This is a genomic window from Endozoicomonas atrinae (genome assembly GCF_001647025.1).
Lineage (GTDB): Bacteria > Pseudomonadota > Gammaproteobacteria > Pseudomonadales > Endozoicomonadaceae > Endozoicomonas > Endozoicomonas atrinae.
On the sequence record NZ_LUKQ02000001.1, the window covers coordinates 1 to 16,482 of the forward strand.

Genomic DNA, 16,482 nt, shown 5'->3' on the forward strand with positions numbered 1-16,482 from the left:
GATCATCCTGAGTTTTAATCTGACTGGCTATTTGATCTACCAGTTTTTCGTTGATTTCAACGCTCATTGTTATTCTCCATTTTGGAGTATTAACGACAAGCGTTTACACAATTTAAATTACATTCCCTCAGCCGGAAGTCGACAAAGATCAGTATGTGGAGACAACATTATTATAAACCTCGTTTTTGACAGTTTCGAAGCATCAGAACTTAATGCTTCAAAACTATTAATAATTAAAAACGTTAGTTAAGACATTTGATTATTCGAATAGTTCATTTACCAAAACTCTGAGCCTGAGCTGATCGTCTCTATTCTTCGTGATACCAACTACACTGGCTTTCATTGTTATACCTATTGGCTTTTCACGCCATCAGTCATAAAATGCATCACCATTTATCCCCTTCTAGAAAACCGTATTTCCCCTATGGTCGAGGAACTCCCCATTGCTATTTTCTGAGCTGGCTCTCCATGAACGGGTGCAAAAAGCACTCTCTGAACTCAGGTTTGAACAGGCCACCCCGGTTCAGGAACAAACCCTGCCTCTGGCCATGACCGGCAATGACCTGATGGTCAGCGCAGAAACCGGCAGTGGTAAGACAGCAGCGTTTCTGCTACCCATGCTCAACCATATGCACACAACCCCTTCGCCCAAAACCAGTACCCGTGGGCTGGTGCTCGTTCCTACCCGGGAGCTGGGACTTCAGGTATTGAAAGAGTGTGAAGCGCTGGCTCGTTACACGTTCATCAAAGCCGGGTTGATTGTTGGGGGTGAAGACTACCGCCATCAGGTGAACACGCTGCGGAAAAACCCGGAAATCATTATTGCCACACCCGGACGCCTGATAGAGCATATGAAAAATGGCAATCATGATTTCAGCGACCTGGAATACCTGATTCTGGATGAAGCCGACCGCATGCTGGATATGGGCTTTGGCCCCGATGTACTCACGATCGTTGAAGAGTGCAATACAGAGCGCCGGACCTTTTTGTTTTCAGCAACCCTGGAATCAAAAGGCCTTGGTGACATGGCATCTCAGGTTCTGAACGACCCAACCCGTCTGAAGCTCAATTCAGCCCGGGAAAAACATGCCAATATCCAGCAGCAGATGATTCTCGCCGATGACACGGCGCACAAAGAGAAACTGTTGATCTGGCTGCTTAAGAATGAAACTTATGAAAAAGCCCTGATTTTCACAAACACCAAAGCCAGAGCCGATGAGTTTATTGGCAAAATCCGGGTAAAAGGCTTAAAAGCAGGGATTCTCCACGGTGATATGGATCAGCGTGAACGCAAGCACGTCATGAACCTGCTGAAAGAGGGAAAAATCAATATCCTGATTGCTACAGATGTCGCCTCCCGCGGCCTGGATATCAAAGGTATCGAGCTGGTCATTAACCTGGAAATGGCCCGCAATGGTGATGACTATGTACACCGGATTGGCCGAACAGGTCGTGCCGGGGAGCAGGGTCTGGCCATTTCCCTGATTGGTCCCGATGAGTGGAACCGGATGTCCAGCATTGAACGCTATCTCCGGCTGCGCTTTGAAAAGCGTGCTATCAAAGAGCTGATAGGTAGCTATAAAGGCCCCAAAAAGCTGAAAAGCTCTGGCAAGGCCGCTGGCAAGAAAAAGCCTGCCGGCAAGAAAGGCGCTGGCAAAAAAGACCCGGCGGATAAACAACGCCAGCGTGTGAAGAAGAATGTGGGAAAACGCCGTATACCGGCGGCCGATCCTAAACCCGCTGCATCAACAACCACTACCTCAACTGATTCCGGTTTTGAACCACCCAAGCGCAGGAAGTAATACACACATGAGCAACAATACCCCTTTTTCCGCTCTTGGGCTGGATGAGTCATTGACTCAAGCGGTAAATGAAGCTGGCTACCAGACCCCTACGCCGATTCAGGCCAAAGCGATCCCCATGGCGCTGACCGGCCGTGACCTGATGGCATCGGCCCAGACAGGTACCGGTAAAACCGCCAGTTTTACCTTGCCAATCCTTCACCGACTGGCACAGATGAGAGCCAGCAAAGCCATCCGCGCACTGGTGCTGGTCCCTACCCGTGAACTGGCAATTCAGGTTTACAACAGCTTTCAGACCTATGGTACCCATACGGTCATTAAGACAGCTGCCGTTTATGGCGGTGTCGAGATTGAAGAGCAGTTGCAGGTTCTGAATGAGGGCGTTGATGTTCTGGTAGCGACCCCTGGTCGCTTGGTGGACATGATCAACCGCAAGCATGTTCATCTGGACAGTTTGAGAATCCTGGTACTGGATGAAGCCGATCGCATGCTGGATCTGGGTTTCCGTGACGATATTGAACGCATTCTGCAAAACGCGCCGGTAAAACGTCAGAACCTGCTGTTCTCCGCCACCTTTTCCAAGGACATCAAACAGCTGGCCCATGAATTCATGCGTCACCCGGTAAAGATTGAACTGGAGAACCCAAACTCGGCGGCAAAAACAGTGACCCAGTCTTTCTACCCGGTAGACCAGCAGGACAAACCGGAGATTCTCAGCTATCTCATCCACGGTGGTCGTTGGAAGAAAGTGCTGGTGTTTGTCCGCACCAAAAAAGCCGCCAACAAGGTTGCCGAGCTGCTGGAAGAAGATGGTATCAACGCTCAGGCCATTCACAGCGATAAAAGTCAGTACCTGCGTATTCGCACACTGGAAGACTTTAAAGATAACTATTTTGATGTTCTGGTAGCAACCGATGTTGCCGCCAGAGGGCTGGACATCGAACAGCTGCCACTGGTCATCAATTATGATCTTCCTAAAGTTCCGCAAGATTACGTTCACCGCATTGGCCGAACCGGTCGTGCCGGACAGAAAGGCAGAGCTATCTCTCTGGTTAACCCTGAAGAGAAAAAGTTATTGTCCGCCATCCAGCAACTGATCAAAAAACCACTGGACATTGAGCCTCTGCCCTACTTTGAGGATGGAGAGGTTCGTCCAGCTGAAGTCAATGAACCTGTTAGTAAAAGCCGAAATAAACGGACAAAACCTGACCTGAAAGCTGGAAAGCCTGCTATAAAACATCATTCAGGCAATAAATCGGGGAATGGAAGAGCCAGAAAACCTTCAGGTACTATGCCTAAAGGAAAGAAAAGGCCTTCTGTCTCCTCCGGGAAAAAACGAAAGTCCTGATTAGAACCGCTGACTGATGTCAGCCAGATGAAAAAGCAATAAGTTGGAAATACCCTGCCTCTGCTGGCCGGGTATTTCCACAGTAGAAAGCGGGTGAAAAAGGTCGCATACGATGGAAGATGTTATTGAAGAACTGCGGGAACGCGCGCTTGATGTCTCAGTCCCACTGGAATTACCGGATGAAGACCAGCTGGTTGAAGTGGAAGAACAGATCCTGATCTCCCTTCCCTATGAACTCAGGGAGTTTCTGCTTCAGGTCAGTGATGTCATTTATGGTTCCATTGAGCCAGTCACGGTAACAGATCCACAGTCGCACACCTATCTGCCTGAAGTCGCGGCCAATGCCTGGGCTGAGGGGCTGCCAAGAGAACTGATTCCCATCTGTGAATGCGATGGTGAATACTATGGCATTTCTGAAGAGGGGGAAGTGGTTCGCTGGGCCGACGGAGAAGTCACCGACGACAGCTGGCCATCCATCTGGTTATGGGCCCGGGATATCTGGCTGGAGAGCTAATGTCTAAACGAATTCTGATCATTATGGCCATGGAAGCGGAGGCCAGACCAGTCATTGACAAACTCGGCCTGAAAGAAATTCCCGCCAGCCCTCAGTTGAGAAGCCACTTCCCTCGCTTTCAAGGTGAGTTTGAAGGTAAGGACATCGTTATCTCTCTGAACGGCAAATCCGTTGAGCATGGTGTCGACAGGATAGGCACCGAGTTTGCTGCTCTGAATACTCAATCCGCTATTCTTGAGTTTGCTCCGGACCTGATCATTAACGCGGGAACCTGTGGTGCTTTTTCAGCCGATGCTGACATCGCTGATATCATCACTTCCGACCAGCCCGTGGTGTATCATGACCACCGGGTGCCACTGGAGGGCTTTGACCGATTTGCCATGGGCTCTTATCCAACCGCTTACCGCCCCAAATACTTCCAAAGTATTGAGCATAAACTTGGCGTGGTAACGACTGGCAACTCTCTCGATATGCCCGATGTAGACAAGCAGTGGATTATTCAAAACCGGGGTATGGCCAAAGAGATGGAGTGTGCCGCCGTTGCTTCAACCGCCCACCTTTACGGCATCGATTTCCTGCCCATTAAATCCGTGACAGATCATATTGATATTGAACTGGATAATGTTGAACAATTCCTTAACAACCTGAGCAAGGCCAGCCATAAGTTGAGCGACACCTTAATCAGGGTATTAACCAATATCGATTAGCACTGGGGAGAACTGATTTGATGCAGTAGCATCTGCATCAAATCTTCCCCATAAAATGAAACTTAACTGAATACTCTCTTCACTTTGTGTGAAAAAATTGGGTAGAAAAAATTTCTTTCAACCACTCAGCAGCAGGTCCAGGCCGAGCTTTTACGTTCCATAGCAAATCAACACCAACTTCCCATTTTGTATATGGGTAAGACTCCAATGGCAATTCTACCATCTGCCCTCTGGCAACATAGTCATTCACAATCGGCCTGGGCAGGATGGACCAGCCGAACCCCGCCAGTGTCATTTGGATCAACGTAGTGTAGTTATCAATATAAATGCGCTGGGAAGAGCGAAGGTATTCTGAGGTAACCAGATTATCGCCGTGGGGACTGAACACCAGCTGACGATAATTACTTAAGTCTGCAAAAGAGATTGACGACAGTTGACTCAGTGGGTGATGAATATGGGCAACTTCCGCTATTTGTAATGTCCCCAGCCGACAAAAACCAATATCGGTGGGATAATTCGGAAGCGTAATCAGCAGAGCCAGCTTTACTCTTCCACAATGGAGACTGGCCAGAGCATCATTCAGGTTCATGCTTTCGATGTGAAGGTTTACGTAAGGAAACTGCTCACAGAATGCCCGAACCGTCGGTGCAACGAGTGTGTAAGGGATTGCAGGATCAATAATAATGGACAGGTTATCTTCAATCTCTGCCGCACAGGCATTTAACTTGCCTTCAAGGTTATTAGCCTGACTGATGATATTGTTGATGTGCTTCAATAAGTCCTGACCAACCGATGTCAGAGCCAGAAACTTACTACCCCGCTCAAAAAGAACAACCCCCGCCTCCCGTTCAATATTGCAGATCGTCGACGATACAGTTGACTGTGCCTTTCCCAACCTTCTGGCCGCTGCTGAAAAGGAGCCACACTCTGCCGCTGTTTTTATGATTAACAGCTGATCCAGCGTCAATGCCATTTCTTTTCCCCAGCCGGTAGGAGTGACTATACCCAAAGGATTTCAAGTTGCTACGCGGCGACAAGTAAGCAAAGCCCCGTGAGCTTACAAACAGTAAGTGATCGGGGTGAGCGAACGTAGCCAACAAAGTAGCAACTTGAAAGGCGACGGGTATATCAGCACATTGGTTTTAAAGGTCTGGCTGGCAAGAATAGTGGGTTATCAATACCATTACTCTGACGTATGTCAGTTACTGCAATGCCCCTTTTACCCACGCACAGCGCATGAGGAAAAGGGACAGCGATTGAGCCAGAATATATCCCAGTTTAGAGATCAGCCACTAACGGCGCACCGTGATTCGCTGACTGTCGGAACATATTAAAGAGGTAGTTCAGCAGCAAGGCCGAAACACCTGCCAGAGTGATTGGGTTGTTCAGCAACATTTGTAAGCTGCCAGGCAGGAAGTTAAAGAAAATCGGGTTGGTAATAGAAAGCATGGCCAAACCCAGACTGATAGAAACAATCAGAAGGTTGCTTTTATTGTCCATATCCACCTGACCGAGGATTTTCAGACCGGTACAGGCAATGCTGCCAAATAATACCATGGATGCACCTCCCAGAACCGGCAGAGGGACACAGGCCGCCAGGGCAGAAAGCTTGGGAAAGATACCCAGCACAATCAGGAAAACACCGCATAATGCCACCACCCAGCGACTGCGCACACCAGAAACCCTCAAGACCCCGGTATTTTGTGAATAGGTCGTGTAGGGGAAGGAGCACATAATCCCGCCAAGCATCGTGCCAAGGCCTTCTGCCCTGAGGCCTGCTGCAATATTTTCAGGTTCCACCTGTTTTTCGCAGACTTCTCCAATGGCAATGTATCCCCCGGTGGATTCAATCATGGTCACCAGCATTGCCAGTAACATACTGATAATGGCGGCCAGCTTGAATTCCGGTAACCCAAGGGCAAACGGGGTCACAATACCAAACCATTCTGCGCTGGCGACGCCGTCAAAGCTGATTTTTCCCATCAGAAACGCCAGAATCGAGCCGGCAATCAAACCGATCAGAATGGCAACACGTGGCAACGCGCCTTTTCCCCACATCATGATGGTGGCAACCAGTATCATGCTGAAGGCTGCCAGCACAAAATCGTCCATGGCAACCTCCTGAGCACCGGGACCTTTTCCCCCTCCCATCCACATGGCGGCAATGGGCAACAGGGATACCCCAAGCACCGTGATCAGTGTGCCGGTCACCACGGGTGGAAAGAAACGCAACAACTGGCTCCAGTATCCCGCAATCAGAAAGGTAAAGGCGCCAGCAGCAATGGTTGCCCCGAACATGGCATTAAACCCATAACTGGAACCGATCATGATCAAGGCAGGAATAGCGACGACCGTGGTACCCTGAACAACCGGGAGACGGATGCCAATATGGTTTCTGGCAACACCAATACCAAGGCATTGAATAATGGTGCAGATACCACTGGTTACAAGACAGGCACTGATCATAAAGACCAGCTCACTGGAGGACCAGCCCAGCGCACCGGCAATGACCATGGGGGTTACCACCAGACTGGCATATGCAGCCAGCAGATGCTGGATAGCCAGTGCCGTCGAAGGGCCAGGGGGGAGCATTTGTTCTACAGGGTGTACTGCCTCTTGCTTACTCACTCTCTGTCTAAACATGCTTGTTCTCTCTTATGAGCGTATTTATACGTCACCACTGGAGATGCAATAGCCAGACACTTCCCCAGTGGATGCAATCATCACTTCAGACCTGGGAGGCTGACCAAGAATAGACGGCCCTACCGGCAACTGCTCCTGCGTTGCTCTAGCTCCTGCATCCATGCAGTCGTGCGGTGGCAGCACATTGGTCTAAAAAATCCTTTTTCTGCCATCCTCGCTAGGGGGTGTTACCAACTGGACATACAACCAGCCACCCATTATTTGTGCCAGACAAGGCGCGAGCTGCGTAGTGTGGTTGCTCCACATGAGCAGTGAGCAACGCTGTATGGTGCAAATAATGGGTGGCCCTTCGGGTTGGTCATACAAGCACTCATGCCGTGTTGAACGCCTTGAACAGGGAACCACCATGTCCTGCGCCGTTCGCCTTGCCTGAGTGCTTGTATGACCAACTGGTTGAATGGCCAGTTGGTAACACCCCCTAGGGGCGCTATTCTCGGACGGCCTCCTAAAGGCTCCGGGCTTTCAGTGCCAGTGCACGCTTTCTCAGTTCAGTCATTACCTTCTGCTCATTGATCCCGGCAATCTGTTTATTTTCCATCAGGATCTGGCCATCAACGATGGTGTGCACGACGTCATCTGCACGGCTGGAATAGACAAGGGCAGCTTCCGGGTTGTAGACAGGGGTGGTATGTGGGCGATGAATATCCACCACAATCATATCTGCCGCCTGACCTTCGGCCAGATAGCCGGTCTCATTTCGATTCATGGCAATGGCAGACTGACAGGTCGCCATTTCCAGCATCTGCTGCAATGGCAGTAGCTCTGGGTTGGTGTTGTTATTTTTATGAATAATGGCCGCGAACTTCATTTCCTGGAACATATCCAGTGTGTTATGACTGGCAGGACCATCGGTCGCCAGGCCAATCTGGACACCGGCTTCCAGCATCTCCCTGATGGGCATATTTCCTGAACAGAGTTTGGCATTGCTGATCGGGCAGTGAGCAACATGAGCACCAGTATCAGCCAGCAGCCGTATATCCTCGGCATTGAGTTTTGTGCAGTGCGCCAGGGTCACATCAGGGCCCAGAACGCCAAGCGATGTAAGCCACTGGGTAGGCGTTGTACCGTAGTTTTCTCCGACAAACTTCAGTTCCTGAACCCCTTCAGCCAGATGAGTATGAATCGGGACATTCAACTCATCAGCCACTTTCCGGTTCAGACGCCACATCTTCTCGGTGCAGGAGTAGGTGGCATGCGGGGATAGCGCCAGCTCCAGCCGTCCATCCTGGGAGCGGTGATGCAACTCAACCTTTTCGGCAAAAGTATCCAGTATCTTCCAGGAGCTTTCCGTGATGTCACTGTACAGTCCCCTGTCGGCAAATCCATAGCCAAGGGTTGCTCTCAGTGGCAGTGTCTTGAGGGCCTCAATCTGAGGCTCAACAATATAGGCATCAAAGTGTTCATTAAAACAGGTCATCCCGGAACGGGTCATCTCAATCAGTCCCGCCAGGCTCGCCCAGTAAAGAATTTCCGGATCAAAATTCTTTTTCATCTTCCACATAAACTGAAGCCATTCAAACAGCTTGGCATCTTCATTCAAGCCGCGGAGCAGGATATTAGAGGCGATGTGGGTATGACAGTTCACAAACCCGGGCATCACCACGTTACCGGCCACATCAATAACCCGTTTGGCCTGCCAGTTGCCCAGTGTCTCGGAAGCGCCAATGGCGGAAATTTTCTGACCTTTTATTAATACCGTTCCATTCTGGATCGGCTGCTGTCCATTCATGGGCAGGACATAAGCCTGTGTGATGGCGATGTCTGCCTGCATTGGCTCAGTTAACATAGAATCCCCCGATACCCGTTGTTATTCAGCTTTATAGGAAAGTCGGAAGGGATTATTGACGATATTTTTTGTGAAGATTTGATAGAACCTATCGGCTGGGCCGATAGGTTCACAGACATGAGTTATTATGCGGTTGCCAACCGAACCACAGGCCTGTCATCTATCGGCAAATGAATCAGTGCTGCCAGAAAGGCAAGTGCCACAGTAGACCACCAGATCGGTTCATAGGAGCCGGTAAAGTCGTAAATTCTTCCACCAGCCCAGGCGCCCAGGAAGCTGCCCACCTGATGGGTAAAGAACACCAGCCCATACAATGTCGACATATAACGGGAACCAAAGATCTGTCGAACCAGCCCGGAGGTCAGTGGCACCGTGCCCAACCAGCAGAAGCCAATCGCTGCACCAAATATAGCGGCGGTATCCACCGTTACCGGCAGAACAACAAAGGCGCCAATCACCAGCGTACGCATCAGATAAAGTGCTGACATCACATGTCGTTTACTGAAACGATCACCCATCACACCCCAGAAGTAAGAGCCAAAAATATTGAAGATGCCAACATAAGCCAGCGCCATGGCGGCACTGGAAGCCGGCAGGTGTTTATCAGCCAGGTAGCTGGGCAGATGTGTCGCAATAAACATCACATGGAAACCACAGACAAAGAAGCCGGCATGTATCAGCCAGTAGCCTCTGTGGGCAAACGCTTCTTTCAGTGCCTGCTTCAGAGTTTGCTCAGACTGTGCTGACTGAGTCGACGTCTGCTGTCCTCTGGCCGTATTCATAAACAGGGCAAAAGCCGCCATGATTGAGCAGAGTGCTGCAAACACCGCCAGCGCCTGCTGCCAGCCAAATTCACTCAGCAGGTACTGGGCACCCGGTATCATGGCAAACATACCGAACGAACCCGCTGCCGTCGTCAAACCAAATGCCTTGGCAGAGTGTTCTGCCGGAACCACCTTGGCAACGGCTCCCAGCACAATCACATAACTGGTGGCACTCAGCCCAAGGCCAACCAGTGTCCCCAGGGAGAGGTACAGAATGCCCGGAGCCGTTGCAATAGACGTCAGATAAAGTCCAAGCGCGTAGGCAATCGCACCCAGGAAAACCACCCTTTTAGCACCAAAGCGATCCGCCGCCATACCAACAAAGGGCTGAAACAAGCCGAACATCAGGTTTTGCAATGCAATGGCAAAACTGAAAAATTCCCGTCCAGTGCCAAAATGCTCTGAAACCGGCAGCATGAAAATACCAAACGACTGACGTATGCCAAGGCAGATAATCAGAATCCCTATACCCAGCCATACCAGCAGGGGAAACCGGAAAATACTCATAAAGGTCTCAATATAAAGTGTTAAAGCCGCGTTTCCGGGGGGAGGAAACGCCCTGCCTGTTAATCATCTGTCTTCGTCGCCCGCTGCCCGTCTCCCGAAAAAGACCAGACGTGAGCTTTTACGGGTAGCGGGCAGCGGGTGGCGGGCAGCGGTTTTAATAACTGGACAGGGTATCTGAGTGCTGATGACAACCAGAAGAAGCAGCCTGACCAGCCAGCAGATCAATCAGACCGGGCGTGTTATGAACCACAAGCAGGGTTACGGCCAGCAGCAATGTCATACGACAGAGCTGAGCCCGGATGGATTGAGAGAACATGATGATATGGCCGGCAGCGATTAAAAAAGATCGCGCAGTCTATCGCTACCGGTATGGGTAAACCATTGCGAATTGGCTCACCCGGAGATGTAGCATATACCTATCTGGATTGACCATTGGAGGTCAATTCATCTTAAACCCTTTTTTCTTCAGGAACTCCCTCATATGAGGCCGGGATTTTTCCTCCAATAAAGACGATATATCCTGAGACCAGACCCGATCCAACTTACCTCCAGTTCGCTGCTGGTAATAGGCTCTCATGGTGTCATCGTACTGAGCCAATAGTGCCTTATTCACTGGCTGGTAATGCTCTTCCATCAGCACAGCATCCAGCGGCAATCTGGGCTTACGCTCCGGATCCTGATCAGGGTAGCCCAGACAGAGCCCAAAAACGGGATAGACATTTTCCGGCAAGGCCAGCAAATCGCTGACCTGTTGCGGGTCATTGCGCAGGCCACCAATGTAGCAGATGCCCAGCCCTTCTGACTCAGCGGCAACTACAACGTTCTGGGCAAACAGCGCAACGTCAACCGTCGCAATGATGAAATGCTCGGTCATACCGTCTGCCATGATTTTGCCCGACTGTTCACAGCACCAGTCAGCACGCTTCAGGTCGGCACAAAACACCAGAAACTCGGCAGCTTCCTGCACATAGGCCTGCCCACCCGCCAGCTCTGCCATTGCTCTGCGGGTTTCAGAGTTTCGAACCCGAATAACGCTCACCCCTTGCAGATTACTGGATGTGGCAGCGCTCTGCCCTGCGGTAATTAAGTCTCTTAACAAACTCTCTTCAACCGGCTGCTCAGTAAATTTGCGAATAGAGCGGTGTGATCGGAGCAGTTCAAGTACGGGTTGAGTCATGGTGTTATTCTTCATCCGGTCATTATTATTCTGCAATATCATAGCAGTGGCTGGATTTTTCAAGGCTTTAAGCCTCTGCTAGACTTCCTAGCCTGGCTCTGGATTTACGCTCCGGATCGCTGATTAAAGGACAATAAAGACAATGACTCACTCTCCAAAAGACGCTCAAACAGGCGCCCCCATTGTGGTCTGTGCCCTCTATAAATTCGTTACCCTGAAGAATTTCACCAGCCTGCGGGAACCCCTGCTCAGAACCATGGAAGCAAACCATGTCAGAGGAACGCTGCTGCTGGCTCAGGAAGGCATTAACGGTACCGTAGCCAGTACCCGGGAAGGCATTGATGCACTGCTGGCCTGGCTTAATCAGGATACACATCTGAACCCCATTGAGTTCAAAGAATCCCTGAGTGCATCCATGCCTTTCAAAAGAACCAAGGTCAAACTCAAGAATGAGATTGTCACCATGGGAGTAGAAGGCATCGATCCTAAGCAAGTCGTGGGGACCTATGTCGATCCCAAAGACTGGAATAACCTGATCAGTAATCCGGATGTCATTGTTGTGGATACCCGGAACGATTACGAAATACAGGTCGGGACCTTCAAGCACGCCATCAACCCAAAAACAGACTCTTTCCGGCAGTTTCCGGAATACGTTGACACCAACATGAATCCCGGGACTCATAAAAAAGTGGCCATGTTCTGCACTGGCGGCATACGCTGCGAGAAGTCCACTGCCCTGCTCAAGGAAAAAGGCTTTGAAGAGGTTTACCACCTGAAAGGCGGCATCCTGAAATACCTGGAAGAAGTACCGAAGGCGGAGTCACTCTGGGAAGGCGAATGCTTTGTCTTTGATGACCGGGTAACGGTTAACCATGACCTTGAGCCAGGCTCCTACGACCAGTGCAACGCCTGTCGCTTACCCATTACTGAAGCAGACAAACAAAGTGAAAAGTTTCAGCAGGGTGTCAGCTGCCCACACTGTTTTGACAAGCTGACCGAAAAGCAGAAAGCGCGGTTTATGGAGCGTGAAAAGCAGATGCAGTTGGCCAGATCTCGAGGTGACGCCCATATGGGTGCAGAGGTTGCCGAGACTGTTGTGCACCGTCGCCAGGTAAAGGAAGACGAGCGCCGGCAACAGCAGCTGAGAACCCAGGCAGGCAAAACTGACTAGCTAAGCTATGTTTTAAGGACAGCCACGAACTAAAAATACCACCCCACATTAGGCAATGAAGAGGGTGGTATTTTTTATCAACAGCTGACTTGAACGGAGAGTCACCATGGAACTCGAACACCCCGAGCATCTCAACCCTTTTATCCTGTTGGGTATTGTCAACGAAAAGCTAAGGCTTACGTGTAACTCACTGGATCAGCTGGCCGATGAGATGGACATGAGCAAACAGGAAATCGAGAACCAGCTTCATAAAATCCGTTTTCATTATCAGCCGGTCAATAATCAGTTTGTTCAAGACTAACAGATGCTCTATAGAGCTTGTTGTTTGCCAATAAGCTCTTTCCTCTTTCCTCTTTCCTCTTTCCTCTTTCCTCTTTCCTCTTTCCTCTTTCCTCTTTCCTCTTTCCTCTTTCCTCTTTCCTCTTTACCAATATTGCGACTCCCCTATTCAATCTTCCAAAAATATTACAAAAAAAGATGATCTGTAATATTTTTGGATGATATAGAAACAATAAATAGCGAATACAATGTCTTCATAACCTGATAGTTAGAGTTCCAGCCAACAATGAGTCCAAAGGCACAGCAAACCTTTCACCATATACTGGATAGTGCCATGGCCTGCTATCTTGCAAAGGGGGTTAACCGAACGACACTGGATGATGTTGCCAGAAAGGGTAATGTCAGTCGGACGACTCTCTATCGATATATAAAAAACGGTGACGACCTGTTACACCAGGTACTCATTCGAGATGCCGGTGAACGCCTAACGGAATGTGAGCAGGCTATGCGTTACCACAACAACCTGGCCAGCACACTGGTAGACAGTATTCTTTTCTTTATGCGTGGCAGATCTAGTCGTCCGGTCTTTCAACTCCTTTTTGAGAACCAACAGTCCGATGTCAACAGCAAACTCAGGCTGACACCGGACATGTTCCGACCGATGACGATAAAGATACTCGAGCCATTTTTTCAGCGTGAGCAAGAGAAAAACAACATCCGCCCCGGTGTAACCCTTGAAATGGCCACTGAGTTGATTTGCCGGATAACACTCTCTCTTATGACGTTTCCAGCGCAGTTTATCAATGATGAAAAAGCCCTGAGGCAATTCCTGGAAACCATTCTGGTGCCTGTAATAGTCAACAGAACCTAGGTTCTGTTGACATGAGGTTCCAAGCTCAGTGGTTCGTAAAGCCGTATTCCACTAGGCGAGCTGGTGAAGGTGTAGTGGTTCTACATCAAACCAGCTCAACGAAGCTGGAAGGCGGCTTCACGAGCCATCCTACGGGCTTAAGCTGAGAAAGGAGCATCATGTCAACAGAACCTAAACAACACTAAAAAAAACACGGACAATACTATGAATAAAAAAACACTCTATCTGATTTTCAATATCGCTGTTTGGACACCGTGGGGATTAGCCTGCACACTGGCCCCCTTTCTGATCACTGACATTATTGGCGTTAAAAGCCTGCACCCCAGCGGGGAAACGGATATGAGGGCCATGTACGGTGGCTTTCAGCTGGCCATGGGACTGATGGCCCTTCATGCACTTGTTAACCCACGCTTCTTTAGGTCGTTCGTCTATGCCCTGGGAGTTATTGGCTCCTGCCTTGCGCTCAGTCGAACCTACGGCCTGTTTATAGACGACAGTTTTACCACTTATACCCTGGGAGTACTGGGTTATGAATTATTTGCGGGAATCTCAGGACTGATATGGCTTTACTTACTCTCTGGTCAAACCACCAGCAACAAAGCAAGCGGGTGATACCAGGCATCCAGTTGAAAACAGCTTGATCAAAGAAACAGGTTTTCCTGTTTCAACCAGTATCGATAATGCCATTTTTACAATAATAAAAGTCACACAGCATGAAATTAAATACGGTTTTGCTCACCTATCTGACACTTTGCTTATTGGTCAGTCCTTCTGGAACAGAGGCCAGCATTCCGAATGCTGTTGATGGTCCGTTTCAACTCTCTGCCAGATCACCTATTGATGAAGCCTTCGACAGTGTAACCAGTGGTAATAATATTCAAGATGCCAGTGTAGATTGGAAAAGCCAGATGCCTGAGGGTTTTCAGGCAAAACGAAATGCATCCTATCCATGGGCAACCACAACGTATGATGACCGGGAAGTCTGGGTTGGCACCATTTCTCAGGGCTGGTGTGTCTGGCCGGTACAAAACCTGGATTACCCTTTTTATCTCAGTACCTACCAGAGCACATACACCGGTTGCTCACCGCAGAGCGTGCTGTCCAGTCAATCACAGATCTACATCTACAACTTTGAACGCGGTACGCGTGAATTGGTGAATGAGCAAACATTAACCGCCGGAGGTGCGTTATTCAAAGAGGCTCTGGAGCCTCACGATGAAATGTCCTTCTTTTCCATCATGGGACTCCGCGCCGCTGGAACCTACAAAGACCTGGTATTTTTTGCCGGCCATCACCTGCATAAAGGTGGAGAGGGTTGGATCAGGCTGCTGGTATTCAATGCCCGGGAACGTTCATTCCTTGGCTATCGGGATATCAAGGGAGATACAACACGACGTTTCAAGGTTCTTAAAGACGCGGATGGGAATGTCGGCTTTTACACCATTCTGGGTGCTGAAACCGGCATGACCCAGAATGGTAATGGGTCTACCGTGATGCTGCGCTGGGTTGGTACGCCTGAAGATCCCTTCAAGGGAGGAAACTATCGTGAAACGCTCAATGGCGAAGGGGCTGGCTGGGATGTGGTTTCCGCCCCAGCGCTCAACCACCGTTTTGGCATGATTGGCGACTTCATTCAGTTTACCCATGTCGATGGGACAGAACGCCTGATTATGTCATCTGCTGCACACCCGTTGTTGTATGATCCGGAGTCAGGCGTAAGGGACAATGATCGACAGGAGTCCGTTATGTTGTTATCGGACAAAATACCGGTGGGTGGTTGGACCTCAGAGAACCCAATGCAGTTTCAAATCATTTTCAGTATGGATCGCTATGACCCTGATGAGAAAGGTCGATGGGGGGCAAAGTGGGGAACCGTCAACATCCATCATGACACATTGTATTTTGGCACCTATCACCAGGGGACTCAGGCAGGGCACAGCCACTTCGAAATAGCGGACAGTAAACTCTACAATCAGCTCACAGAAACCCGGAGTCAAGAACAGACCTTCTTACAAAACCAGTGGCGTGCCACCTCCATCTTTCGAATCCCCCTCCAGCAACTGGATGAAATGGCCTCAGGAGAAACAGAGCCTGAGCTGCTCTACGGTTACGAGCATTTTCAAATCGCCAATGAACACGGTAAGTGGCAAAGCGTACCCAACAATATGGGGGTTCCTCCCCTCTTTGGCAAAGCCGGAATGGGAAATCCCGGCAATATCTACTCCTGGACATCACTCAGCAAAGATGGCCGCCTTTTCTGGGGCTTTTTTGATGCCTTCAGTGGTGTCCACGACCTGTTGGGAGAAGCCGACTCCAGTCGTATGCTGCTCTATCCTGGTTTTTCTGTTCCCGTTCCATTCTGGGAGCATTTCCGGGATACCAGCCCGACATCCAGCCTGTTTAGCTGGGCAAGAGAAGAAATGACACGAAATGGCAGGCTCCACGAGTTTATTGCCGGTGGAGACCTGATCTATTTTGATAATGATGGTATCCCACACACGCTCACGAATAATGGCTTTGGCAACCCCTGTGTAAACGGTATACGGAATGCCGAAGAACTCGGCAATAGAATATATTTTGCCACATCAACCTGGTGTAATTTATCCGAGCAGGCAGGTCTTGAATTCTATGAATTCAAACCTGGGCTGATTAGGCCATAAAGGCGCAAAATGTGCGGTATGTTTGTTCCACAAAGCAGAGATCAGCACAGCATGCTACGAGCTATAGACGGCTCTTTGCGCATGCAATCACACCACGTCGAACGACTTGAAAAGGAATCTGGATCAATAGCCT

Annotated in this window: 17 protein-coding genes; 11 read left to right on the top strand and 6 right to left on the bottom strand. The window is 49.7% G+C overall.

The window, feature by feature from the left end; genetic code table 11:
• Window positions 1-443: 443 nt before the first annotated feature.
• The 4 genes from AK963_RS00005 (at window position 444) to AK963_RS00020 (ending at window position 4,371) form a co-directional block, all read left to right on the top strand.
• Entirely contained in the window at window positions 444-1,802 is a 1,359-nt protein-coding gene (locus tag AK963_RS00005; protein WP_066012956.1) for a DEAD/DEAH box helicase, read from the top strand.
• Window positions 1,803-1,809: 7 nt separating this feature from the next.
• The gene (locus tag AK963_RS00010) at window positions 1,810-3,150 is read left to right on the top strand and encodes a DEAD/DEAH box helicase (RefSeq protein WP_066012957.1); all 1,341 of its coding nucleotides are present in this window, start codon (window positions 1,810-1,812) and stop codon (window positions 3,148-3,150) included.
• Window positions 3,151-3,262: 112 nt separating this feature from the next.
• A complete protein-coding gene (locus AK963_RS00015; protein ID WP_066012959.1) occupies window positions 3,263-3,664 on the top strand; it encodes an SMI1/KNR4 family protein in 402 nt (133 codons plus the stop codon).
• Window positions 3,664-4,371 carry a phosphorylase family protein gene (locus AK963_RS00020; protein WP_066012961.1) on the top strand — a complete coding sequence of 236 codons (708 nt, stop codon included), beginning with the start codon at window positions 3,664-3,666 and terminating at the stop codon, window positions 4,369-4,371. The genes AK963_RS00015 and AK963_RS00020 overlap by 1 nt, the downstream gene beginning before the upstream one ends.
• 79 nt (window positions 4,372-4,450) lie before the next feature.
• Here the strand turns inward: AK963_RS00020 and AK963_RS00025 are convergent, their stop codons facing one another.
• From AK963_RS00025 to AK963_RS33045, 3 genes are all read right to left on the bottom strand, one after another.
• Window positions 4,451-5,344, bottom strand: coding sequence for a LysR family transcriptional regulator (locus AK963_RS00025; protein WP_066012962.1), 894 nt, complete (start codon window positions 5,342-5,344; stop codon window positions 4,451-4,453).
• A gap of 305 nt (window positions 5,345-5,649) precedes the next feature.
• Complete coding sequence (locus AK963_RS00030) at window positions 5,650-7,014, bottom strand: nucleobase:cation symporter-2 family protein (protein WP_066012963.1); 1,365 nt, start codon at window positions 7,012-7,014, stop codon at window positions 5,650-5,652.
• 24 nt (window positions 7,015-7,038) lie between these two features.
• A complete protein-coding gene (locus AK963_RS33045; protein WP_175404395.1) occupies window positions 7,039-7,176 on the bottom strand; it encodes a hypothetical protein in 138 nt (45 codons plus the stop codon).
• Between the two features lie 142 nt (window positions 7,177-7,318).
• Here AK963_RS33045 and AK963_RS36520 point away from each other — a divergent pair, with 142 nt between their 5' ends.
• Window positions 7,319-7,447, top strand: coding sequence for a hypothetical protein (locus AK963_RS36520; protein WP_274520477.1), 129 nt, complete (start codon window positions 7,319-7,321; stop codon window positions 7,445-7,447).
• Window positions 7,448-7,519: 72 nt separating this feature from the next.
• On the opposite strand, the gene AK963_RS00035 is transcribed toward AK963_RS36520, so the two are convergent.
• Together AK963_RS00035 and AK963_RS00040 are read right to left on the bottom strand one after the other, a co-directional pair.
• The gene (locus AK963_RS00035; protein ID WP_066012965.1) at window positions 7,520-8,860 is read right to left on the bottom strand and encodes an amidohydrolase; all 1,341 of its coding nucleotides are present in this window, start codon (window positions 8,858-8,860) and stop codon (window positions 7,520-7,522) included.
• 125 nt (window positions 8,861-8,985) lie between these two features.
• The gene (locus AK963_RS00040) at window positions 8,986-10,191 is read right to left on the bottom strand and encodes an MFS transporter (RefSeq protein ID WP_066012969.1); all 1,206 of its coding nucleotides are present in this window, start codon (window positions 10,189-10,191) and stop codon (window positions 8,986-8,988) included.
• A gap of 184 nt (window positions 10,192-10,375) precedes the next feature.
• Between AK963_RS00040 and AK963_RS33050 the strand changes: the two genes are divergently transcribed.
• Window positions 10,376-10,531 carry a hypothetical protein gene (locus AK963_RS33050; protein ID WP_175404396.1) on the top strand — a complete coding sequence of 52 codons (156 nt, stop codon included), beginning with the start codon at window positions 10,376-10,378 and terminating at the stop codon, window positions 10,529-10,531.
• Between the two features lie 99 nt (window positions 10,532-10,630).
• Here the strand turns inward: AK963_RS33050 and nfsA are convergent, their stop codons facing one another.
• Complete coding sequence (gene nfsA, locus AK963_RS00045; RefSeq protein WP_066013145.1) at window positions 10,631-11,368, bottom strand: oxygen-insensitive NADPH nitroreductase; 738 nt, start codon at window positions 11,366-11,368, stop codon at window positions 10,631-10,633.
• Between the two features lie 142 nt (window positions 11,369-11,510).
• On the opposite strand from nfsA, the gene trhO reads away from it, so the two are divergent.
• From trhO to AK963_RS00070, 5 genes are all read left to right on the top strand, one after another.
• Window positions 11,511-12,539: an oxygen-dependent tRNA uridine(34) hydroxylase TrhO gene (trhO, locus tag AK963_RS00050; protein WP_066012971.1), complete on the top strand. Its 1,029-nt coding sequence runs from the start codon at window positions 11,511-11,513 to the stop codon at window positions 12,537-12,539.
• 106 nt (window positions 12,540-12,645) lie between these two features.
• Window positions 12,646-12,840, top strand: coding sequence for a DUF4250 domain-containing protein (locus AK963_RS00055; RefSeq protein WP_066012973.1), 195 nt, complete (start codon window positions 12,646-12,648; stop codon window positions 12,838-12,840).
• A 264-nt stretch (window positions 12,841-13,104) separates the two neighbouring features.
• Entirely contained in the window at window positions 13,105-13,689 is a 585-nt protein-coding gene (locus AK963_RS00060) for a TetR/AcrR family transcriptional regulator (RefSeq protein ID WP_066012974.1), read from the top strand.
• A 204-nt stretch (window positions 13,690-13,893) separates the two neighbouring features.
• Complete coding sequence (locus tag AK963_RS00065) at window positions 13,894-14,301, top strand: DUF4345 family protein (protein ID WP_066012976.1); 408 nt, start codon at window positions 13,894-13,896, stop codon at window positions 14,299-14,301.
• A 101-nt stretch (window positions 14,302-14,402) separates the two neighbouring features.
• Window positions 14,403-16,349 carry a hypothetical protein gene (locus tag AK963_RS00070; RefSeq protein WP_066012978.1) on the top strand — a complete coding sequence of 649 codons (1,947 nt, stop codon included), beginning with the start codon at window positions 14,403-14,405 and terminating at the stop codon, window positions 16,347-16,349.
• The last annotated feature ends 133 nt before the right edge of the window (window positions 16,350-16,482 follow it).